Source organism: Candidatus Methanomethylophilaceae archaeon, assembly GCA_017524805.1.
Taxonomy (GTDB): domain Archaea; phylum Thermoplasmatota; class Thermoplasmata; order Methanomassiliicoccales; family Methanomethylophilaceae; genus Methanoprimaticola.
In genome coordinates this window covers 1-20369 of record JAFXUX010000004.1, presented here as the reverse complement: position 1 = coordinate 20369, position 20369 = coordinate 1, and the positions used below count along the sequence as shown (strand labels likewise).

The window sequence follows — 20369 nt, the reverse complement described above, 5'->3', positions numbered from 1 at the left end:
TCATGGAGATGCCCCATCCGATTTCGGATATCGCCTATTCGACGTATCAGTCTCGCATAGAGAAGGAAGTCAAATCCCACGAGATACCCCAGCATATCGCCATCATAATGGATGGCAACCGCAGATATGCCAGGGAAATCCTGAAGACGGACGATACCAACAAGGGCCACGAGAAAGGCAAGGAGAAGCTCAGGGAGGTCCTCGACTGGTGCATAGAGCTGAAGGTGAAGTACCTCACGGCATACGCATTCTCGATGGAGAACTTCAGCCGCAGCGATTCCGAGGTCGACTATCTGATGAAGATCCTTACTGCCTCCCTCAAGGAGTTCGCCGACGACCCCCGCGTCCACAAATACAAGGTGGCCGTCCGCGTCATAGGGGACGTCGATCTTCTCCCGGATTACGTCAGGGAAGCCATCGATTACGCGTATCAGAAGACGGAGAATTATTCCGATTATCATCTGAACCTAGCCATCGCATACGGGGGCCGCCAGGACATAGTCTCCGCGATGCGCTGCATAGCCCAGAGGGTTCTGGACGGGGAGCTCAAAATCGATGACATCGACGAAACCCTCATCAGCGGCAGCGTTTCCACGTCGGGGCTTCCGGACCCAGATCTCGTGCTCAGGACGTCCGGAGAGATCCGCGTTTCGAATTTCCTTCTGTGGCAGATGGCTTATTCTGAGCTCTATTTCACCGATGTCTACTGGCCCGGATTCAGGTACATCGATCTCCTGAGGGCCATAAGGACATATCAGCAGCGTCAGAGGCGCTATGGGAGCTGAGATGCGTTGCGACATAATCTTTCTCCATGCTCCCAGCGTCTACGATTTCCGCAGGAAACCGATATTCTACGGGCCTGTGAGCGATGTGATCCCATCTTCGCCGGTATTCGAGATGTATCCGGTGGGATTCATGACCATCTCCTCCCATCTGGAGGCGGCCGGATTCAGGACCCGCATATGCAACATCGCCGTCCAGATGCTCGCCAGCGACAGGTTCGACGCCGAGAAGAAGATAAAATCCCTCGACGCGGCCGTATTCGCCATCGATCTGCACTGGATGCCCCATGCCCACGGCGCCATTGAGCTGGCGAAGATAGTGAAGAAATACCACCCAAATTCCAAGGTGGAGTTCGGGGGGTTCACGTCATCGTATTTCCACGAGGAGCTCATCCGCCGCCCCGAGATAGACCTGATCATGAGGGGGGACACCACCGAGATTCCCACCGTGATGCTCATGGAGGCGCTGTCCAAAGGCGCCGAGGACCTGTCCGGCATCCCGAACCTCACCTGGAAGGACAAAGACGGGAAGATCCATTCCAACGGGATATCATATTCCTTGGATTCTTTGGACGAGGTCATTTTCGATTATGGGACGATGATCAAGTGCACCATGCGCAACATGGACGTCAAAGGCGCTCTGCCCTGGTACGGGTGGGACAAGGTCCCTCTGACTTCCGTGTTCACGGTCAGGGGGTGCTCCATCAATTGCGCCGAGTGCGGAGGCTCCCATTTCGCCAACGGAAAGGTAGTCTGCAGGAAGGCCCCGGCGTTCAGGAGCCCGGAAAGGCTCGCGGACGACATGGAGATGATCCAGTCTTACTTCGACACCCCGGTGTTCATCGTCGGGGACCTCAGGCAGAAAGGCATGGATTATGCCGACCGTTTCCTCGAGGAGTGCCGCTCCAGAAAGATAAAGAACCATGTGGTGGTGGAGCTTTTCGGGGGCGCCACGCCGGAGTATTTCAGGAAGCTGGACGGGGCTTTCGAAGGCGGATGGTCCATAGAGTTCTCCCCGGATTCCCACGATGAGAAGGTCAGGTTCGCTCTGGGCAAGGGATACACCAACGAGGCCATAGAGAAGACCGTCGCGGCGTCTTTCAGGAACGGCTGCAGCAGATTCGACCTGTTCTACATGAACGGGCTCCCTTTCCAGGACAGGGAATCCGCTTTGGACAGCGCCAGGGCCGCGGAGCGCCTTTGGGGATTGGTCAACAGGGAGGACAAGCTTTTCATTTATAACGCGCCATTCGCGCCTTTCGTAGATCCAGGCAGCCGCGCTTTCGAGGAACCGGAGAAATGGGGGTACAGAATCCGCGCCCGCACGCTGGAAGACCACAGAAAGCTTCTGGACAGCCCGTCCTGGAAGCATGTCCTGTCGTATGAGACAAATTGGATGACAAGGGACGATGTCGCCGAGATATCCTATGACGCGGCCAACATCCTGGCGGAAGCCGAGCGCAATGCGGGCCGCATCGGCGACGGGGAGCTCAAGCAGAGGCGCGAAAGGACCGAGTTCGCCAGGGAGCTGATGCACAAAGTCGACGGGATATTGCAGATTCCCGACGAGAAGGAGCGGGAAGCCCGCCTTTGGGAGACCAAAGACGAGGGGGTCCGCATGATGAACTCCACCATCAACAACAAGAAGGATCTCGATTGGGAGACGGGCTCCATATGGAGCAACGCCCCCCGCATCGGGATCTCGATTATGAAATCGGTTTTCAAGCGCCGATCGTCATCTGCCCATTTCGCGCGATTTCGCGGCGGTGCTGTCTATCGCGGATATCATGGCCGAGCGAAGCCCCAGATCCTCCAGGGTCCTGACGCCTTCGATGGTGGTCCCGGCAGGCGAGCAAACCTCATCCTTAAGCTGATCGGGGTGTTTTCCCGTCTCCAAGACCATTTTCGCCGCCCCGAGCATCGATTGGGCAGCCAATCTTATCGAATCCGCTCTGGTGAGGCCGTTCAGAACCCCCGCGTCCGCCATGGCGTCGATGATCATGTACATGAAAGCCGGAGAGCTCCCAGCTATTGCGGTGATCGCGTCCATCTCCGATTCCGGGACTTCCGCGGCGAGACCCACGGCGGACAGCATTTCCGAGACGGATCCCTTCTCTTCGGGGGAAAGGGACGCATCGCAGGAATATCCCATGGCCCCTTCCAGCACCATGCAGCAGTGGTTGGGCATCACTCTGACCACTTTCGACCTCGGCGCGTATCCTTTCAGGCGCTCCATCGAGAGCCCGGCGACTATGCTTATCAGGATTTTGCCGTCGATGGTAAGTTTTTCATCGAAAACCTCGGCTACATGCTTCGGTTTGACGGCCAAAACTATTATGTCCGCTTTCTCAGACATCTCGGCCGCGGTCTCGTACATGCTTATGCCGTAGGTCTCCCACATGCGGATGCGGGTCCCTTCCGAGGGGGCGCAAGCGACGATCTCGTCTCTCCCGAATATGTTCTTCGAGATCAGGCCGCCGATGAGGGCTTCTGCCATTTTTCCTGCGCCAATGAATCCTATTGTCATGTGGCGGTATTCGGCGTCAAAAGATAAATATGGGATGGGAAAGGGGAAGTGACACTATTGTGCTAATTCACTATCAGATTGGCGTTTTTTTGTTTCCGCTTGTATTTAAACATACCCTAATTTCGCTGTCCTTCATTTTTATATATTTAGTTCTGTGGAACCTTTATGTACTAACAATTCATCGCCAAGAGACAATGTCACTAATTGTGTACTACATGCCATTGGCGATTGTGAGCGTCATCGCTCTCGGTTTCGCCCCCTTGGCATGGTGGGCATCAAGGTTCATACGCCCAACTCATCCCACTCAATGGATGGAATCCACCTATGAGTGCGGGTCTGAGCCAATTGGTGAAGCGCACGTCCAGTTCAGGTTCCAATATTATGCATTCGCGCTGATATTCGTGGTTTTCGATCTGGTTGCGACATTCCTCATGATATGGGCAATCGCCTTTGGAGGCCTCTCCATGACGTCCCAGATCATGATGCTCGTGTTCTTCGCCATACTCATTTTAGGAGTGGCTTACGCTCTGAAAAAGGAGGAAACAGTATGGATATGAGCCTTTACCCTCATGCTGTAGCAATGAGTGCTGACGAGTTTATGTCATGGTCGGACGCCATGATCAATAACCTCCTCAGCTCAGGGACGAAAAGGACCATCGACGAGCTGACGGGTCCCATTTGGTCATGGGCGATGAAGAACTCCATGCACCCTCTGCACTGGGGTCTCGCATGCTGCGCGCTGGAGATGGCCGCGGCTTCCGCGCCCAGGTACGATGCGGAGCGTCTCGGTATGATTTACCGTTCCTCACCCAGGCAGACCGATATCCTTCTCGTCAACGGATGGATCTCCAAAAAAATAAGGCCCGATCTCAGGCGTCTTTACGAGCAGATCCCCAACCCCAAATGGGTCGTGGCTATGGGCGAATGCGCCATATCCGGCGGTCCTTGGTACGATTCCTACAACACAGTCCAGGGTCTCGACCAGATCGTTCCCGTGGATGTCTACATCCCCGGATGCCCAATCCGTCCCGACGCGATGATCGACGGCTTCATGCTGCTTCAGAAGAAGATCGAGAGTTACTTCAGAAGAGGCGCCTTCATGGAGGACTGAGAATGGACGAAGTCATCCAGAAACCCTCCGTCGAAGAGATCTCCGATGCTTTCGCCAGGAATTTCCCCTACGTGGAGGTCACCAAGACCGCCGTAAGAAGGGTCCACGCGAAGGTTCCGAGGGAGCACATCTTCGAGGTCTGCAAATATGCCCACGACATTCTGACTTTCGAGCAGTGCTCGGTAGTTATGGGCATAGATTATGTCGACCACATGTCCGTCGTGTACATCCTGACCAATTATTTCACCGGGACATGCATCGAGCTGACCGCCGACATACCCGCCGACGACCTCCACATCGATTCGGTCACCCCCATATGGGAAGGCGCGAATTGGCATGAGAGGGAGACTTGGGAGCTTTTCGGCATTGTGTTCGACAACCACCCCAAGCTTGAGAGGCTCTTAACGCCCAAGACATACGAGTTCTTCCCCTTCAGGAAGTCCTACAAACTCAGGGGGTCCGAGTGAGCATGGCAGATTCTATTGTGCCTGTATTGGAGGCCGAAGACAACATAAAAAGGATGGAAACCGACAAGATGTGGGTCATCATGGGTCCTCAGCACCCGTTCTCCCACGGTCTTTGGACTCTGAAGGTTCAGATCGACGGAGAGATCGTCGTCGACGCCGAGCCCATCATCGGATACCTCCACCGCGGCTGGGAGAAAGAGACCGAGAACAGGACGTATCCCAAGATCGTCCCCATGGCCGACCGTCTCTGCTACGCGGCATCCATGACCTACTCCCACCTTTACTGCATGACCGTCGAGAAAGCCCTCGGGGTCGACATACCTGAGAAAGCCAAGTACATCAGGATAGTCGCGGACGAATGCAACCGCATCAACTCCCATCTGATGTGGCTCGCCGCGGTCGGAACCGACCTCGGTAACCTCACCGTGTTCCTCTGGTGCATGAGGGAGAGGGAATTCTTCCTGGACCTCAACATCAAGCTCTGCGGGGCGAGGATGACCACGAACTATCCCCGTATCGGCGGCGTCAGGAACGACACCACCGAGCTTTTCGACAGGGATATCATAAAGACCGTCGAAAGATTCGAGAAAGCCATCTGGGACATCATCTACCTCATAGACGATTCCTCGTCGATGGTATCCAGGATGAAAGGGATCGGCTACATCACCCGCGAGCAGGCGGCCAACATCGGTCTGACCGGACCCGCGATGAGGGGATGCGGAGTCGATTTCGACGCCCGCCGCGACGATCCCTACGACAACTACGACAAAGTCGACTTCGAAGTCCCCGTTCTCAAAGAGGGGGACAGCTATTCCAGGTATCTGGTGCGCATCGAGGAGATGTTCCAGTCCTGCGAGATCATAAGGCAGGCCGTCAGGAAGATCGAGGCCCTCGGAAAGAGCGCCCCGTACAGGATAAAGACCCCCACCAGGGTTCCGGCCGGAACGGCATTCTGCAAGCTCGAAGATCCCCGCGGAGAGTCCATGATGTATCTGGTCTCCGATGGGACCGACCATCCGTACAGGCTCAAAGTCCGCAGCCCGATCTTTGTCAACGTATCGTCCGCAAAGCTTCAGGCAACCGGCGTGAGGGTCGCAGACATTCCCGCGGTCCTCGCTCAGATCGACATGTGCCTCGGAGAGACAGACAGGTGATTCAAAATGGTTGAATATACGGGGCTGTCGGAATTCATCTGCGGAAATCCTGATTGGATCTATCCCAACCCAATGCTGAATCCCTACTGCCCGTTCGATTCCTATAACCTGGCATACGATCTGGGTTACAAACTGTGGGAGATCATAGGCGGCACGCTCGCTTGGCTGATCAATTTCATCTGGCCCGGAAACCCGATCTCCACTTGGCTCATCGATGAGCCCACCACCGTTCTGTTCGCACTCCTTCTCTTCATGCTTCTCATCTTCATGGTAGCATTCGTCAGCGTTCTGATAGTGCTGTGGGAAGAGCGTAAGATTTGGGGAAGGATGATGGATAGAAGGGGAACCATGGTGGGTCTGAAGGGATTCCTTCAGTGCGTCGCCGATGGTCTGAAGACCTTCATGAAGGAGAACACCACCCCCAAGAAAGTGGACAAGATGACCTACATGTGGACTGTCTCGCTCATCATGGGACTGTCCGCGCTCGTCGCTTGCATGGTGCCTCTCTCCTACAGATGGTACGTCGTCAACTACGATTCGGGGCTGCTCATTATCATGGCGTTCTTCGCCTTGGCCCCGTTCTTCATCCTTGTGTCTGGGTGGTCTCAGAACAACAAATACTCGCTGATCGGTGGTATGAGAGCCGCCGAACTCATGATTTCGTACGAAGTTCCGATGCTGATCATCATCGCAAGCTCCGTGCTCCTCGCCGGAAGCTTCAACATCGGAGATATCGTCTACGCTCAGAACTCGTCGGTATGGTATCTCATACCGGAGATCCTCGGCGCTATCGTGTTCTTCTTCTGCGCCATCGCGGAAGCGGAGCGTGCACCGTTCGACATCGCGGAAGCGGAGGCCGAACTTGTGGAAGGATGGCAGACCGAGTACGCCGGTATGAAATGGGGTCTTATCATGCTCGGAGACTACCTCAGAGGTACCGTCTCCTGCGGTATGGTCGTCATTCTGTTCCTCGGCGGATGGACCCTGCCTTGGATCGGGGACTTCTCCCAGTTCACCATCGAGGGCTCCACCGGAATCGGATACATCCTCGCGTGGCTCCCCATGCCTGAGATCGTGTTCCTCCTGAAGGCCTATCTCGTGTTCTTCTTCATGATCGTCGTGAGGAACTCCCTGGCCCGTACCAGGCCCGATCAGATCCTTAACATCGGATGGAAGGTCTTCATGCCCCTCGCGGTCATCAACTTCGCCATCGTCCTGCTTCTCAAGCTCGGAGGTGTTATGTGATGGATGAGTCCAAGCTGAAATTCCTCAACAAATACGTCAAGATGGAGAACGGCCAGCAGGCTGTGCCCTTCAAGACTAAGAATCTGGCGAAGAGGCTGTGGATCACCAGGCCGCTTTGGACCAGTCTCAGGGTGTTCAGCAAGACCGCCGCCCATAAGCCGGTCACCGTTCTGTATCCTTACGAGAAAGAATGGCTCCCTGAGAACTACCGCGGACGCCCTGGGCTGAGATTCAACCAGTGCGTCGCATGCGGAATGTGCGCGCGCATGTGCCCCACACCGCCATCAAACTGATCGAAGTCCCCGACGACGACGGAAAGCCCGTCATGAGGCCCCAGGTCAACATCGGAAGGTGCGCTTTCTGCGGATACTGCGCGGAATACTGCCCGGTCGATGCCATGACCATAACGCCCGAGTATGAGCTCGCCGAGTTCTCGAGATACGATCTGATTTACGGTCCCAGAAGGCTCAACTATGAGGGGACGACCCCCAACATGGAGATCAAGCTGGAGCTCACCCTGCCCTCCGATATCGAGAGCGGAAACCCCGAGAGGAGGCATAAGTTCGCCGATATAGACAGGCCTGAGCTGACCGATAGCAAATGCATAGGATGCAAGAAGTGCGCCAAAGTATGCCCAGTCGGAGCCATCGAGATGGTCGAGAAAGGCGTCAACGACAAAGGCAGGCCCATCGTGCGTCCCAATATCGACACAAGCAAGTGCATATGCTGCAGCAACTGCGTGGACGACTGTCCCAAGAGTGCGCTTGCAATGAAAGAGGTGCTCTGATGGTCGCATTCATCGATCTGCTGAGCGACATCTGGTGGGGTCTCAGGGACTTCATGTATTACTGCCTGGACAACCTGGACCTGTGCGCGTTCCTCATACTCGCGGCTATCGCGATCATGGCGGCCATAGCTGTCGTCACGAAGAAGGAAGTCGTTCACAGCGCTTTCTACCTGGCGCTGGTGTTCTTCTGTGTGGGAATGGTGTACTTCTTCCTCGAGGCGGAATTCATAGGAGTAATCCAGCTTCTCGTCTACGTCGGAGCCATCACCATCCTGTTCGCGTTCAGCATCATGCTCACTAGAAGGAAGATTATGATGAACAATGAGGGTGATTCGGATGAGTAAGAGGACCTGGGTCGGCACAGTCGTCGCAGTGTTTCTGCTGGCAGTCCTTGCGGCCGGAATCTATTCCGTCGACTGGGATGCCCACAACTCCAACGACGCCCCGCACGAGATCCCGACGTTCCCCACGGACGACGAGGACAGCATCTGGGCCGATGAGGACCACAACGTGCTCAAGACGAACAGCCTTGCCTATTCCGTCTTCGAGGAGTACGGCCTCATACTGATCCCGCTCGCGATCCTCATGTTCGGGGCTATGATAGCGGGAGTCTGCATTTCGAGAGAGGAGGTCGAGGGCGAATGATACCTTTCGAGTTCTTCCTCGTACTCGCCGCCATCCTGTTCGTCATCGGCGCATACGGCGTCATGACCAAAAGCAACGCGATCATCGTGCTCATGTGCGTGGAGCTCATGCTCAACGCGGCAAACATGAACTTCGTGGCCTTCGGCGCGTACAACACCGATGTGATGGGCCAGACTTTCGTGGTCATGTCCATCTCCGTCGCAGCCGCCGAAGTCGCGGTCGGAATCGCCATCCTGCTCAACGCATACAAGCTCAGGAAGACTACCGAGCTCGATGAAGCCGAGCTCACATCGATGAGGTGGTAAGCATGATAATAGAATACACATGGCTCATCCCCTTCATCCCGATGTTCTGCTTCGTTCTCATCGGAGCAATCGGACAGAAGACCCCTGAGAAAGGAGGTTACATCGCTATAGCGGGAGCCCTCCTCTCGTTCATCCTCGCCTTGGGAGTGTCCTTCGAGTACCTCACAGGCACGAACTACCCCGCCCCCGTAGTGGACTCTATGAAATGGTTCAGCATCGGCGGGCTCCAGCTCAACCTCGGATACTACGTGGACGGCCTCACCTGCATGATGATGCTGTTCTCCTCGTTCATCTCCACTCTGATCTTCATCTATTCGCTCGGATACATGGGAGACCAGGGAGGAAGGAAGAAGAGGTATTACGCAGAAGTATCCATGTTCCTCAGCGGAATGCTCGGGCTCATCGTATCCAGCAACTTCCTCGAGATGTTCATCTTCTGGGAGGTCATGGGTCTGTGCTCCTATCTCCTCATCGGATTCTGGTCCTTCAGGCACCCAGAGGGAGACGCCGCATCCGCCAACGCCGCATCTGCGGCCAAGAAAGCGTTCATCGTCACCCGTTTCGGTGACGTGTGCCTCATGGGCGGTCTGTTCGTCCTGCTCTCCGCATTCGGAAGCCTCGACTACACCGTCCTGTTCGACCCCAAGAACATCGAGGCCGTCAACTCTGACACCCTGACGCTCGGCATGCTCCTCTGTTTCGGAGGAGTCATCGGTAAGAGCGCCCAGTTCCCTCTGCACGACTGGCTCCCTGACGCGATGGCAGGTCCTACCACCGTCTCGTCTTTGATTCACGCCGCAACCATGGTTAAGGCCGGAGTATACCTCGTCGCAAGGGGATTCCCGCTGTTCATCCAGAACCCCGACGTCATGCTGTTCGTCGGAATCATCGGAGGATTCACCGCGTTCTTCACCGCCACCATGGCGCTGAACAACATGAACATCAAGAGAGTCCTCGCTTACTCCACCCTGTCCCAGCTCGGATACATGATCCTGTCCCTCGGAGCCGGAGGATACCTCTTCGCTATCGGAATGGACCAAGGGAACGCCGCTCTCATGGCGGCCGGAACCGCCGGATTCGTCGCCGGATGCTTCCACATGATGAACCACGCTTTCTTCAAGGCGCTTCTCTTCATGTGCTCGGGATCCGTCATCCATGCGGTCGGTACCGAGGATATGCGCCTGATGGGAGGGCTCCGCAAACAGATGCCCATCACATCCATCACCATGCTGCTCGGTTCGCTGTCCATCGCAGGATTCCCGCTCTTCAGCGGATTCTGGTCCAAGGATCTCGTCATCGAGGCAGCTTTCGAAGCGGGAGACCACAACGTTCTGTTCATGATCATGTGGGTCCTCGCCATAGTCACCGCGTTCATGACCGCGTTCTACATGTTCCGCATGTGGTTCATGACCTTCGCGGGCGAGAAGGGAACCAACACCCTCCATGCCGCGGAGCACGGCCACGGCGAATCCCCCGGAACCATGACTGTGCCTCTGATCATTCTGTCCGTGTTCGCTATCTTCAGCGGATTCTTCATAATGTTCGGGCTCGACGGAATGCTTTCGTTCACTCAGCTCAGCAACGGCGTATTCCAGGTCGGAGGAGGGCATACCGAGGGCTTCGAGTACTTCGAGGAGCTCTTCACCAACCCGTACACCTACCTCACCATCGTTCTGGCTCTCGTCGGAATAGCCATAGCTTACATCATGTACGCGAAGAAATCCGTCAACCCCGGAGCTTTCAACAGCAACGGCGAGTCCATCCTGTACAAGGTGCTCACCAAGAGATGGGGATTCCCCGATCTCTACAACCAGCTGTCCTGGAAGCTCGGATACGGCATCGCCCGCGGAGTGGATTACGTCGACAGGAACGTCATCGACGGCACCGTCAACGGTCTATCCGGAGCGGTCGTCGGAGGCGGAGAAGCCGTCAGCAAGATCGAGACCGGAAACGTCCACGACTACACTTCCGTGGTCCTCCTCGGAATCGCCTTGCTTTCCGTGCTGCTTCTTGTGATCGCAAAGATAATGGGAGGCATCTGAGATGGATTTCCCTATACTCACTCTGCTCATCGTCATCCCGCTGATCGGGGCCATTCTGACCCTTATCATGGGCGGATCTAGACAGAGATACGCCAAGTTCATTGCGGGCGCATTCTCGGCCGTGGATCTCATCCTCGCGGTCTACCTGATGACCCTCAGCAACGATTTCGGCTCTCTCGCCGAGAGTTACACATGGATTTCGACCAACTTCATCTCGATCAGCTTCTCGCTGGCGATAGACGGCCTCAGCATACTGATGGTCTTCCTCACCGCTCTGCTGGTGCTGCTCGTGGTCATCTTCTCCTCGGAGGAGGAGGAAGTCGAGGGCGACAGGCCCAATTACTTCCACACCCTGCTCCTGGCGATGGAAGTCGGGCTCATGGGAGTCTACACGGCGTCGGACTACTTCCTGTTCTACGTCATGTGGGAGATTACCCTCATACCCATGTACTTCATGATCTCCTGGTACGGAGGACCCCGCAGGCACTACGCAGCGATCAAGTTCTTCATCTACACCCACGTGGCATCGCTGGTCATGCTCATCGGAATATTCGCGATGGGATTCAAGGCCGCGGAGATGGCCGGAGGAGCTATCGACTTCTCCTTCGACGCAATCAACTCGCTGATGCCCTACACCAACGAAGGGTTCCAGGCTCTCGTGTTCGCGCTCCTGTTCTTCGGGTTCGCGGTCAAGATGCCTGCCGTTCCGTTCCACACATGGCTGCCCGACGCGCACACCGAGGCGCCTACCGGCGGTTCCGTCCTCCTGGCCGGAGTCATGCTGAAGATGGGTTCCTACGGTATCATCCGCGTCTGCCTCGAGGCGTTCCCGCTGGGAGCGAATTACTGGCAGTGGGTCATCATAGCGATCGGTCTGGTCTCCATAGTGTATGGGGCATACGCTTGCATCGCGCAGAAGGACCTCAAGAAGATGGTCGCATTCTCGTCCATCAGCCACATGGGAATGGTCATGCTCGGCATCGGATGCCTGAGCGACGCGGGAATCACCTTCGCGGTGTTCCAGATGTTCGCCCACGGTCTCATCACCGGAATCCTGTTCATGGTGTGCGGAATGGCCGGACACAAGATCGGAACCAGAGAGATACCCCTCCTCGGAGGAATCGCCGGCAGGATGCCCAAGTTCGCGACTTTCATGATGTTCTCATTCATGGCGTCCCTCGGGCTTCCCGGTCTGGTCGGATTCTGGGGAGAGTTCCCCGTCATCTTCGCGTTCTACGAGTTCATCGTCGCGAACGACATGCTCTGGCTCCTCCTGTTCTGCATGCTGTCTCTCATGCTCACCGCGGGTTACTACCTGTGGGCCATGCAGAGGACCCTGTTCGGGCCTGAGACCACCAAGATCGATCTCAGCCATGTCCACGACGTCAACAGAACCGAATTCATCGCCATGGGAGTGCTCTGCGCTCTGGTCGCGATCTTCGGTATGTGGCCCGATGGAGCTCTTCAGTTCATCGAGCCCTTCACGCAGCCTCTTGCTGAGAACCTCGCTACCTTCGGAGGGATGATCTGATGGATTTCACTGGTATATTCGGAGATTTCACAGCGGTCGCGCCTATGATCATCCTGATGATCGCGGTGCTTCTGGTGCCCGGAATCAACCTTCTCGGGAAGAAGCGCACCGTAACCTGGGCCTTCTCCCTCGTGATGGTCGTCATTTCGCTGTTCCTGAACCTCTTCATGCTGACGGACGGTTACGTCGGGCAGACCCTCGGAATGGTCAGTTACAACGCGTACTCTGGCCTGATGATCCTGCTGTTCCAGATCGTACTGTTCCTGGCGGTGCTGGTCTCCAACGCCAGCACCGAGACCACCAGGTTCAACACCGGTGCGTACTACGCCCTGCTGATGGCCGCCACGATGGGTATGATGTTCGTCGCGGAGTCCTCCGATCTGATGATGATCTTCGTCGGAGTCGAGCTCACCAGCATCTCCTCATACGCGGCAGTGTCCATGAAGAGGAACGACTCCAGAGCGGCCGAAGCCGCCGTGAAGTACGTCATCATCGGTGGGATGTCCACTGCTCTGACCCTTTACGGTATCTCCATGCTCTATGGGCTCACCGGAACGACCAACATCGCCGCGATCGCCAGCTCCACCGAGATCGGCGGGATCAGCCTAGCATTCGCTGTGGCTCTCATCTCGATGGTCGCAGGATACGGATTCAAGATCGCAGCCGTGCCGTTCCACATGTGGGCTCCCGACGTGTACGAAGGGGCCGCCACCCCTGTCTCCCTGTTCCTGGCAACGGGATCCAAGAAGATGGGTCTGAGCGTCTTCTTCCAGATCTTCCTGATCATGTTCGTGGCCGGAACCGCGTGCGCGGAGATCGCCGGGCCTGAGGTCCAGTACTTCTTCGCGATAATCGCGGCCATCACCATGACCGTAGGAAACATCGTGGCCATCGCCCAGAACAACATCAAGAGGATGCTCGCATACTCTTCCATCGCCCAGGCAGGTTACATCCTGATCGTGATGGCAGTCATGTCCGAGTACGCCCTCAGCGCAGGCCTGTTCCACATGTTCACCCACGTGTTCATGAAGGGAGGAGCATTCCTCGTCGTCGGCGCGCTGATCTGCGCCGGAATCGGCGAGAAGATCTCCGACTACAGAGGACTCTCCAAGAGGGCTCCCCTCATGGCCGCGGCTATGATGCTGTTCCTGTTCTCGCTGGCAGGAATCCCGCCTCTCGCAGGATTCACCTCGAAGTTCTTCCTGTTCTCGTCCACGATGGGAACTTCAGCAGGACTCGAGTCCCAGTGGATCTGGCTGGCATTCATCGCCATCCTGAACTCCGCCATCTCCCTGTACTACTACGCAAGGGTCGTCAAGGCCATGTACGTGGAGAAGGGAGACAGCTCCGACAGGGTCAAGGTACCTGCCGCATTCACCGTCGGCATCCTGATCTGCATAATCGCGGTCATCGTCCTCGGTGTCTACCCCCAGCTCATCTTCGACTTCTGTGAGACTGCGGCTCAGACGCTGCTTCTCCGCTGAGGCCCGAAGCAAAACCTTTTAGCCCTCCTTCGGGAGGGTTTTCTTTTTGTTGGGCGCATATGGCCGCGCGGAAGGCCTGAATAGTGCCAATGGTTAAGTAGTGTCTGTTGATGTGGGATTCGATGGCAGAGCCTTGGCATTCGTGCATAGACAATGAACTCGCTTCTTGCGAGAGGCTGATGGAGGAATACCTCAGCTTCGAGAATGCCGAGCTCACCGAGATGTGCCGCTATGTCGTGATGTCCGGAGGCAAAAGGCTGAGGCCCTCTTTCTGCATCCTTTCTTATCTGGCATGCGGCGGAGAGAAGCCGGACGTCTCGATCAGCATCGGTTCCGCCTTCGAGATAATCCACAGCGCCACGCTGATCCACGACGACATCAACGATCAGGGCGAGATCAGGCGCGGGCGCAAGACTCTGCACAAACAATACTCTCTGACCAAGGCAATAGTCGCGGGCGACTGCATGTTCACCGTCGGATTCCGCCTTCTTTCCGGGGTCCCGCCGCAGGTCGTGGAGTACATCGCGGAAGCTTCCGGCGCTATGGGCGCGGGGGAGTTCATCCAGAAGGACAACGAGCACGCGTCGAACGTCACCGAAGAGGATTACATGGAGATAATCTCCGGGAAGACTGCGAAGCTTTTCAAGGCCTGCGCCATGTCCGGAGCTTTCGTTGCCGGCGGGAATGACGACGCCGTGAGCGCCCTCGGGGAGTTCGCCTACGAGGTCGGACTCGCGTTCCAGATCGTTGATGACGTCCTGGATGTGACCGGAGACCCCAAAAACATGGGCAAAGCCGTCGGGACCGATCTGCTGGAAGGCAAGCCGACGCTGCCTCTGATCTATGCGATGCAGGACCCCAAATATGGCGGCGAGATCAAAGCCCTCTTCGAAGAGCCCGAGATATCCCGCGAGCATGTCAGCAGAGCTCTGGACCTCATCTCTATGACCGATTCCGTGCACAGATGCTTCAGGAAGGCTGAGAAGGTGGTGGAGAACGCGCTGTCGATCCTCGATCATCTTGAAGATTCCGTCTATAAGAGGTCTCTGATCGATCTTGCCACCTATGTGGTCAGCCGCGACAGGTGATTCCGATGGCGGAGAAGACTGTGGTGGATGTTTTGGTCGTGGGCTCCGGCCCCGCTGGGAGCACCGCCGCGGCATACGCTGCGATGGGCGGCGCCAAAGTCATGATGATAGAGAGGCGCTCCCGGGTGGGCATTCCAGTTAGATGCGGGGAGTACATGCCTTCCAACGGGGAGATCGTCAACATGTTCCCGTCCCTGAAGGACGAGGATTCGCTTTTCGACATACCTTCCAGGCTCAAATGCAGGGAGACATTGGGGATAAAGCTCGTAGACCCCAAAGACAAGGTCACGACCTTGGACATGCCCGGTTACACCGTAGACAGGGACGCATTCGATAAGCATCTCGCCGACCGCGCGGTCAAGGAGGGCGCGGAATTGGCTATGCGCTGCGGTTTCGAGGGCATAGAGGACGGCGTGGCGAAGACTTCCGACGGCGACATCGCATACAAGGTGATCATCGGAGCCGACGGCCCCGGGTCCCGCGTGGCGAGGAGCCTAGGCTTAAGCTGCAACCACAACCCCTATCCGGCGGTCACCGCCCAGGTGAAAGGGGATTTCGAGCCCTATCTGGTCATGTATTTCGGGGACATCGCTCCCGGAGCCTACAGCTGGATAATACCCAAGGACGGCCGCGCCAACGTCGGCGTCGGATGCTCCCCGAGGTTCTCCCAGGAGAAGGTCACCGATTATTTCGACAGGTTCGCCGCCAAACGCGGGTTCCAAGAGCACAGCAGGGTCTGCGGCAAATTCGTGCCCAGCGAGGGCCCCATCCCAGCTACCGTGTCTGGGAACGGCATGCTCGTCGGAGATTCCGCCGGTCAGGTGATTTCGGTTAACGGCGGAGGGATACCTCTGGCGATGATAGCCGGCCGCATAGCGGGCAACGTGGCCGCGGAGAACGTGAGATCGTCGCAGCCTCTGCAGGATTACGAGACGCAGTGGAGGGAGATCATGTACAAACCCCTCAAGACCGCCGCTTTCAACAAGAAGCTGGCCGATATGTTCGCGTTCAGGTCGGAGAGGAGCACCGCTCTGTGCATGTCCCTTCTCGGCAAGAGGCGTCTGAACAACCTGATCAGGTGCAAGAGCCTCTTCCCTTGAGGTCATCTGCCGCGGTGCCTGTAAGGCTTCATCTCCGATCCGCAGATCGGGCAGTCCGGGAGCTTCTCGCCGTACCATTTCCCGCATCCGACGCATCTGTAGTGCCATTTGGCCTTCTTCTTTATCCCGGCCATGCCCACCGCGCGATATCCTATGCCCATGGCGGCCGCCACGTTCTGTATCGAATAATCGTCGGACCATACCGTCCCGCCGACGTCCAGCGCCAGAGCCAGCACGGTCAGGTCCACCGGCGACAGCCTCCCCAGATCCCCGGTTTTCTTCGCCGCCTCCGAGACCTTGGAGAGGGATTCCTTGGAGCAGTCCATGACGTTCACCATGTCCCCCCAGAGGGCGAGGCGAGGGTCTCCGTATTTCTCCAGCTCTCTTATGACCCCTGAGGGACACACATGGGCCTCCTCCGGGAGCCCGTCCATGGAGAAGAATGCGGAGCTGTCCAAGACTATCATGCTCTTTGGGATGCATGGCGCATAGATAACTTTTGACCGGCTCCAGGCAGCACCCTGGTTTTTCCTTTGATAGGGCATTCCGGCCTCGTATCCGATGTCCAGCAGGTTTCCCTCGGAAAACGTTAAAGCCTTCAAGCCATACGTGCGGACGGTAAGCCGATGGACGCGACAGAGCTTTTGACCATCATGATAGTCGGCCTTCTGCTGTTCCTGCCCGCTATGATCCCCAATTCGGCCGCCGTGGTGTTCGGAGGCGGGACCAAGATGGATTTCGGCAGGACATGGAAAGGAAAAAGGATCTTCGGCGACGGGAAGTCATGGAGGGGATTCTTCGGCGGAGCCTTTTCTGGAATAGCGTTGGGTCTGATCATCATCGGAATCTCCTGCCTCTGGGATCCCAGCGGGACCTGGGGATACGGAGAATTCTGGGGCAACATCAGAGTCATTGCCTGCCTGGCCTTCGGGGCTGTCCTCGGGGATCTCTGCGGAGCATTCATCAAAAGGAGGCTCGGGATGGAGAGAGGCCAGAAAGCGCCCATATTGGACCAATACGACTTCGTCATCGGAGCATTTCTTCTGACCGCTCTTTTCAATTACGATTGGGTCTATTCCACATACATAGAAGGATGGCACATCGCCGCGCTGATCTTCATAATCGCGCTGATGTTTGCGATACACCGCATCGTGAACATAATCGGCTACAGGATGGGCCTCAAAAAAGAACCTTGGTGACACTCATGAGCGAACTCACCCAAGCGCTGAAGGACTGCGGCGCGCTCCAGTTCGGGGATTTCACCCTGGCCTCCGGAGCCAAGAGCAGCTATTATATCGACATCAAGAAAGCCAGCACCAATCCCAGGGTGCTTTATCTGATCTCCCAGCTGATGGCGATCAAGATGCAGGACCTCAACATCCGCCCGGACAGGATCGCCGGCGTTGTGCTCGGATCCGTGCCATTGGCCGCGGCCCTTTCTCTGGCCACCGGGATACCTTACGTCATGATCAGGAAGGAGAAGAAGGACCACGGCACCGGCAAGCTGATAGAGGGCGATCTGGAAGCCGGGGACAAAGTTCTGGTGGTCGAGGACGTGATCACCACCGCAGGTTCCAGCGTAAAAGCGATCCAGACCCTTCGCGAGGCGGGAGCCTCAGTGACCGACGTGATCTCCGTCATCGACCGCGAGGGGGGCGGGAGAGAGAATCTGGCCGACATCGGCGTCGATTTCCACCCTCTCGTCAGGGCATCCGAGCTTGTGGGCGGAAGCAGATGAGGCCCGACCCGGATTGTTCGCTGTGCGGCCTATGCGCCGGGCGCACCAAGATCGTGCTCCCAGACGGGAACCCGGATTCCGGGATAGTGTTCGTCGGGGAGGCCCCGGGGGAGAGCGAGGACCGCGAAGGAAGGCCTTTCGTGGGGCGCTCCGGGAAAGTTCTTTCTTCGATGATGGAGAAGGCCGGATTCAGCCGCGCGGACGTTCTGATAACCAACACGGTCAAGTGCAGGCCGCCGTCCAACAGGGATCCGATGCCGGACGAGATGGCTGCCTGCCGTCCGTTCCTGGAATCCGAGCTGGAGGGCGCCAATCTTGTGGTCGGCCTTGGAAAATCGGCCTGCAGGGATCTGATGGGATACGAAGGCCCGATGGGTTCCGTCGTCAACGTCATGTCCAGCATCGAAGTCCGCGGCAGGCGCATAAGGTTCCTGCCCGCATACCATCCCGCGGCCACAATCTACAACAGGGAGCTGCGCCGGGAGCTGGAGAGGACGATGGAGATCGTCGCGGGAGAGCTGAGATGAGATTCTCCGGGTTCATGATAGACATGGACGGGACCGTCTACAAAGGCGGGAACAAGATAGACGGGGCGGACGCCTTCATCTCTTGCCTCCGCTCCAAGGGCATCCCTTTCGTGTTCCTCACGAACAATTCCGCATATCCCAGGAGACATTATCTGGACAAGCTTCTGTCCATGGGGTTCGACGTCGGGATGGAGAATGTTCTCACATCCACAGTCGCCACCATCCGTTTCCTGCTGTCGGAGCGCCCGGGGAAGAAGGTATATCCTATAGCATCTCCCGGGGTTGTCGCCGATCTGGAGGAAGCCGGGCTTATCCTTGATTTCGAAAACCCCGACATAGTCCTCCTCGCATTCGACCGCACCATCACCTACGATAAGATCAACGCCGGTTACAGGTTCCTCAAGTGCGGAGCGGAGCTCATCGCCACACATCCCGACGATCTCTGCCCCACGGAGGATTCCTACGATGTCGATATCGGCCCTTTCATAAGGCTGTTCGAGCAGATGTGCTGCGTCAAAGCTACAGTCATCGGCAAGCCCAGCGGTCTGATGCTGAGCATGGCTGCCCGCGAGATGGGCGTAGATCCGGAAGGGACCGTGATGGTCGGCGACCGCCTTTACACAGACATGTAGATGGCAGACTGCGCCGGAATAGCATCGATATTGGTTCTCACCGGGGAGACATCCAGAGAAGATTTGGATGGTTCCGGCATCAAACCGACTTACGTCCTGAATTCGGTGGCGGACATACCGAAAATCATCTGACGCGGCCCGGCACTCCTTCCGCGCAAAGGGCGAATGGCGATTCTATAGTATATAACTGCGCCGCAAACCGCCGGTTCGGATGCCCAGGCTAAGGGTTCCGATGTCGGGTTGATTTAGGTTCAGCGGACGGCCTCTATGCGAGATAGGCTCGTAGATCGTATGGTTTTCGGCCCTGTATTCTGTGTCCGATACAGATATTAGCGCATATCACGTACATTTTCCCAGAATATGGATTCCGGTAATCCAGCATTTGGGGGTGTGTTTGATGAAAGCAAGCAGTTGCATGGCAATAGCGACGATTCTGACGGCTTTGGTGCTTCTTGCCATAGGGGTGGCCGTCGCGGAAGGGTCTTCGGTCTCGTCTGACCAGGTTCCTTCGGATAAGGGCGGCGACATCCCTCAGCCAAAAAGTTACATGTACGTCTTGACCACGGACAACGAAAACAATCGGATTACCAGAGTGCAGGTGTCTGAGAATGGATCTGCGCTCAGCATGATGACCGCGATGCTGACTGGATCGGAGGGTATATCCTCGTTCTGGAACTTTGACAAGGATACGGGAATGGGCCCCTTCAACTCCTTTTATGCTGCAATCAATATAGAGGCCGGGCCGGAAGCGGATAACGGGGAGAAACTTCTGAACACGGCCGCCGGCACCGTGGCCTTCGTCCTTGATCCATATAATCTTTCCAGAACGATCAAGGGAACCGAATTCACAGGGGACTACAATGTGATGTTGATAGTGCCGGCGGTGTACTGGAAGGCTGACGGCAATGATCTGTACCTTTCCAGCTCCCCGAGCTATTCCGCAGGCGGATCGATTGTGGGCGGCATGGTCGCGTACGCGCACACCGCGACGTCAGGGGGCTCCGAGTCCGTGTTCCCGTACCTGGGCATCGGCGTCTACGAGGCTTCCGTCTCCGACGGGAAGATGGTTTCCGTGAGCGGTGCGGTTCCGCAGGCTAACACGAATTATGAGGGTTTCAGGTCCTTCGCGGATGCTTTGGCGCCCGCAGAAGGCTCCGACTACCAGATGTGGAACTTCTGGCAGTGGACCCTCTGCAAGATGATG

At 56.7% G+C, this 20369-nt stretch carries 22 protein-coding genes and 1 pseudogene; 22 read left to right on the top strand and 1 reads right to left on the bottom strand.

Going from position 1 to position 20369, the window contains the following annotated elements; translation table 11 throughout:
* Positions 1-2: 2 nt before the first annotated feature.
* From uppS to IKP20_00460, 16 genes and pseudogenes are all read left to right on the top strand, one after another.
* Positions 3-785, top strand: a complete 783-nt coding sequence (gene uppS / locus IKP20_00535; protein MBR4503465.1) for a di-trans,poly-cis-decaprenylcistransferase — start codon at positions 3-5, stop codon at positions 783-785.
* Between the two features lie 16 nt (positions 786-801).
* Entirely contained in the window at positions 802-3336 is a 2535-nt protein-coding gene (locus IKP20_00530; GenBank protein ID MBR4503464.1) for a TIGR04190 family B12-binding domain/radical SAM domain protein, read from the top strand.
* 167 nt (positions 3337-3503) lie between these two features.
* Entirely contained in the window at positions 3504-3866 is a 363-nt protein-coding gene (locus IKP20_00525; GenBank protein ID MBR4503463.1) for an NADH-quinone oxidoreductase subunit A, read from the top strand.
* Complete coding sequence (gene nuoB, locus IKP20_00520; protein MBR4503462.1) at positions 3857-4420, top strand: NADH-quinone oxidoreductase subunit NuoB; 564 nt, start codon at positions 3857-3859, stop codon at positions 4418-4420. Before IKP20_00525 ends, nuoB begins: the two co-directional genes overlap by 10 nt.
* 2 nt (positions 4421-4422) lie before the next feature.
* Positions 4423-4887, top strand: coding sequence for an NADH-quinone oxidoreductase subunit C (locus tag IKP20_00515; protein MBR4503461.1), 465 nt, complete (start codon positions 4423-4425; stop codon positions 4885-4887).
* Between the two features lie 2 nt (positions 4888-4889).
* Positions 4890-6041, top strand: coding sequence for an NADH-quinone oxidoreductase subunit D (locus IKP20_00510; GenBank protein ID MBR4503460.1), 1152 nt, complete (start codon positions 4890-4892; stop codon positions 6039-6041).
* A 6-nt stretch (positions 6042-6047) separates the two neighbouring features.
* A complete protein-coding gene (locus IKP20_00505; GenBank protein MBR4503459.1) occupies positions 6048-7286 on the top strand; it encodes an NADH-quinone oxidoreductase subunit H in 1239 nt (412 codons plus the stop codon).
* Positions 7287-7327: 41 nt separating this feature from the next.
* A pseudogene (locus IKP20_00500) lies at positions 7328-8073 on the top strand (4Fe-4S dicluster domain-containing protein).
* Between the two features lie 11 nt (positions 8074-8084).
* Complete coding sequence (locus tag IKP20_00495) at positions 8085-8417, top strand: NADH-quinone oxidoreductase subunit J (protein MBR4503458.1); 333 nt, start codon at positions 8085-8087, stop codon at positions 8415-8417.
* Positions 8410-8718 carry a hypothetical protein gene (locus tag IKP20_00490; protein MBR4503457.1) on the top strand — a complete coding sequence of 103 codons (309 nt, stop codon included), beginning with the start codon at positions 8410-8412 and terminating at the stop codon, positions 8716-8718. Before IKP20_00495 ends, IKP20_00490 begins: the two co-directional genes overlap by 8 nt.
* Complete coding sequence (nuoK, locus tag IKP20_00485; GenBank protein ID MBR4503456.1) at positions 8715-9023, top strand: NADH-quinone oxidoreductase subunit NuoK; 309 nt, start codon at positions 8715-8717, stop codon at positions 9021-9023. Before IKP20_00490 ends, nuoK begins: the two co-directional genes overlap by 4 nt.
* Before the next feature lie 2 nt (positions 9024-9025).
* A complete protein-coding gene (locus IKP20_00480) occupies positions 9026-11065 on the top strand; it encodes an NADH-quinone oxidoreductase subunit L (GenBank protein MBR4503455.1) in 2040 nt (679 codons plus the stop codon).
* Between the two features lies 1 nt (position 11066).
* Positions 11067-12596, top strand: coding sequence for an NADH-quinone oxidoreductase subunit M (locus IKP20_00475; protein ID MBR4503454.1), 1530 nt, complete (start codon positions 11067-11069; stop codon positions 12594-12596).
* Positions 12596-14080, top strand: coding sequence for an NADH-quinone oxidoreductase subunit N (locus tag IKP20_00470; GenBank protein ID MBR4503453.1), 1485 nt, complete (start codon positions 12596-12598; stop codon positions 14078-14080). The genes IKP20_00475 and IKP20_00470 overlap by 1 nt, the downstream gene beginning before the upstream one ends.
* A gap of 122 nt (positions 14081-14202) precedes the next feature.
* Positions 14203-15168, top strand: a complete 966-nt coding sequence (locus tag IKP20_00465) for a polyprenyl synthetase family protein (protein ID MBR4503452.1) — start codon at positions 14203-14205, stop codon at positions 15166-15168.
* Positions 15169-15173: 5 nt separating this feature from the next.
* Positions 15174-16268 carry an NAD(P)/FAD-dependent oxidoreductase gene (locus tag IKP20_00460; GenBank protein ID MBR4503451.1) on the top strand — a complete coding sequence of 365 codons (1095 nt, stop codon included), beginning with the start codon at positions 15174-15176 and terminating at the stop codon, positions 16266-16268.
* Between the two features lie 2 nt (positions 16269-16270).
* On the opposite strand, the gene IKP20_00455 is transcribed toward IKP20_00460, so the two are convergent.
* The gene (locus tag IKP20_00455; protein MBR4503450.1) at positions 16271-16735 is read right to left on the bottom strand and encodes a nucleic acid-binding protein; all 465 of its coding nucleotides are present in this window, start codon (positions 16733-16735) and stop codon (positions 16271-16273) included.
* Positions 16736-16894: 159 nt separating this feature from the next.
* Between IKP20_00455 and IKP20_00450 the strand changes: the two genes are divergently transcribed.
* The 6 genes from IKP20_00450 to IKP20_00425 form a co-directional block, all read left to right on the top strand.
* On the top strand, positions 16895-17467 hold the full coding sequence (locus IKP20_00450; protein MBR4503449.1) for a CDP-2,3-bis-(O-geranylgeranyl)-sn-glycerol synthase: 573 nt from the start codon (positions 16895-16897) through the stop codon (positions 17465-17467).
* A 5-nt stretch (positions 17468-17472) separates the two neighbouring features.
* Positions 17473-18006 carry an orotate phosphoribosyltransferase gene (locus IKP20_00445; GenBank protein ID MBR4503448.1) on the top strand — a complete coding sequence of 178 codons (534 nt, stop codon included), beginning with the start codon at positions 17473-17475 and terminating at the stop codon, positions 18004-18006.
* A complete protein-coding gene (locus tag IKP20_00440) occupies positions 18003-18533 on the top strand; it encodes a uracil-DNA glycosylase (GenBank protein MBR4503447.1) in 531 nt (176 codons plus the stop codon). The genes IKP20_00445 and IKP20_00440 overlap by 4 nt, the downstream gene beginning before the upstream one ends.
* Positions 18530-19165: an HAD-IIA family hydrolase gene (locus IKP20_00435; GenBank protein ID MBR4503446.1), complete on the top strand. Its 636-nt coding sequence runs from the start codon at positions 18530-18532 to the stop codon at positions 19163-19165. The genes IKP20_00440 and IKP20_00435 overlap by 4 nt, the downstream gene beginning before the upstream one ends.
* Positions 19166-19297, top strand: a complete 132-nt coding sequence (locus IKP20_00430; protein ID MBR4503445.1) for an HAD hydrolase-like protein — start codon at positions 19166-19168, stop codon at positions 19295-19297.
* A gap of 265 nt (positions 19298-19562) precedes the next feature.
* Positions 19563-20369: hypothetical protein (locus IKP20_00425; protein ID MBR4503444.1), on the top strand; the 807-nt coding region annotated here is incomplete at its 3' end.

Excerpts from the sequence above, each read along its gene's own strand:
- uppS (MBR4503465.1), top strand. The coding sequence starts at position 3 with ATGGAGATGCCCCATCCGATTTCGGATATCGCCTATTCGACGTATCAG.
- IKP20_00525 (MBR4503463.1), top strand. The coding sequence starts at position 3,504 with ATGTCACTAATTGTGTACTACATGCCATTGGCGATTGTGAGCGTCATC.
- nuoB (MBR4503462.1), top strand. The coding sequence starts at position 3,857 with ATGGATATGAGCCTTTACCCTCATGCTGTAGCAATGAGTGCTGACGAG.
- IKP20_00515 (MBR4503461.1), top strand. The coding sequence starts at position 4,423 with ATGGACGAAGTCATCCAGAAACCCTCCGTCGAAGAGATCTCCGATGCT.
- IKP20_00510 (MBR4503460.1), top strand. The coding sequence starts at position 4,890 with ATGGCAGATTCTATTGTGCCTGTATTGGAGGCCGAAGACAACATAAAA.
- IKP20_00505 (MBR4503459.1), top strand. The coding sequence starts at position 6,048 with ATGGTTGAATATACGGGGCTGTCGGAATTCATCTGCGGAAATCCTGAT.
- IKP20_00490 (MBR4503457.1), top strand. The coding sequence starts at position 8,410 with ATGAGTAAGAGGACCTGGGTCGGCACAGTCGTCGCAGTGTTTCTGCTG.
- nuoK (MBR4503456.1), top strand. The coding sequence starts at position 8,715 with ATGATACCTTTCGAGTTCTTCCTCGTACTCGCCGCCATCCTGTTCGTC.
- IKP20_00480 (MBR4503455.1), top strand. The coding sequence starts at position 9,026 with ATGATAATAGAATACACATGGCTCATCCCCTTCATCCCGATGTTCTGC.
- IKP20_00475 (MBR4503454.1), top strand. The coding sequence starts at position 11,067 with ATGGATTTCCCTATACTCACTCTGCTCATCGTCATCCCGCTGATCGGG.
- IKP20_00470 (MBR4503453.1), top strand. The coding sequence starts at position 12,596 with ATGGATTTCACTGGTATATTCGGAGATTTCACAGCGGTCGCGCCTATG.
- IKP20_00465 (MBR4503452.1), top strand. The coding sequence starts at position 14,203 with ATGGCAGAGCCTTGGCATTCGTGCATAGACAATGAACTCGCTTCTTGC.
- IKP20_00460 (MBR4503451.1), top strand. The coding sequence starts at position 15,174 with ATGGCGGAGAAGACTGTGGTGGATGTTTTGGTCGTGGGCTCCGGCCCC.
- IKP20_00455 (MBR4503450.1), bottom strand. The coding sequence starts at position 16,735 with ATGATAGTCTTGGACAGCTCCGCATTCTTCTCCATGGACGGGCTCCCG.
- IKP20_00450 (MBR4503449.1), top strand. The coding sequence starts at position 16,895 with ATGGACGCGACAGAGCTTTTGACCATCATGATAGTCGGCCTTCTGCTG.
- IKP20_00445 (MBR4503448.1), top strand. The coding sequence starts at position 17,473 with ATGAGCGAACTCACCCAAGCGCTGAAGGACTGCGGCGCGCTCCAGTTC.
- IKP20_00440 (MBR4503447.1), top strand. The coding sequence starts at position 18,003 with ATGAGGCCCGACCCGGATTGTTCGCTGTGCGGCCTATGCGCCGGGCGC.
- IKP20_00435 (MBR4503446.1), top strand. The coding sequence starts at position 18,530 with ATGAGATTCTCCGGGTTCATGATAGACATGGACGGGACCGTCTACAAA.
- IKP20_00430 (MBR4503445.1), top strand. The coding sequence starts at position 19,166 with ATGGCAGACTGCGCCGGAATAGCATCGATATTGGTTCTCACCGGGGAG.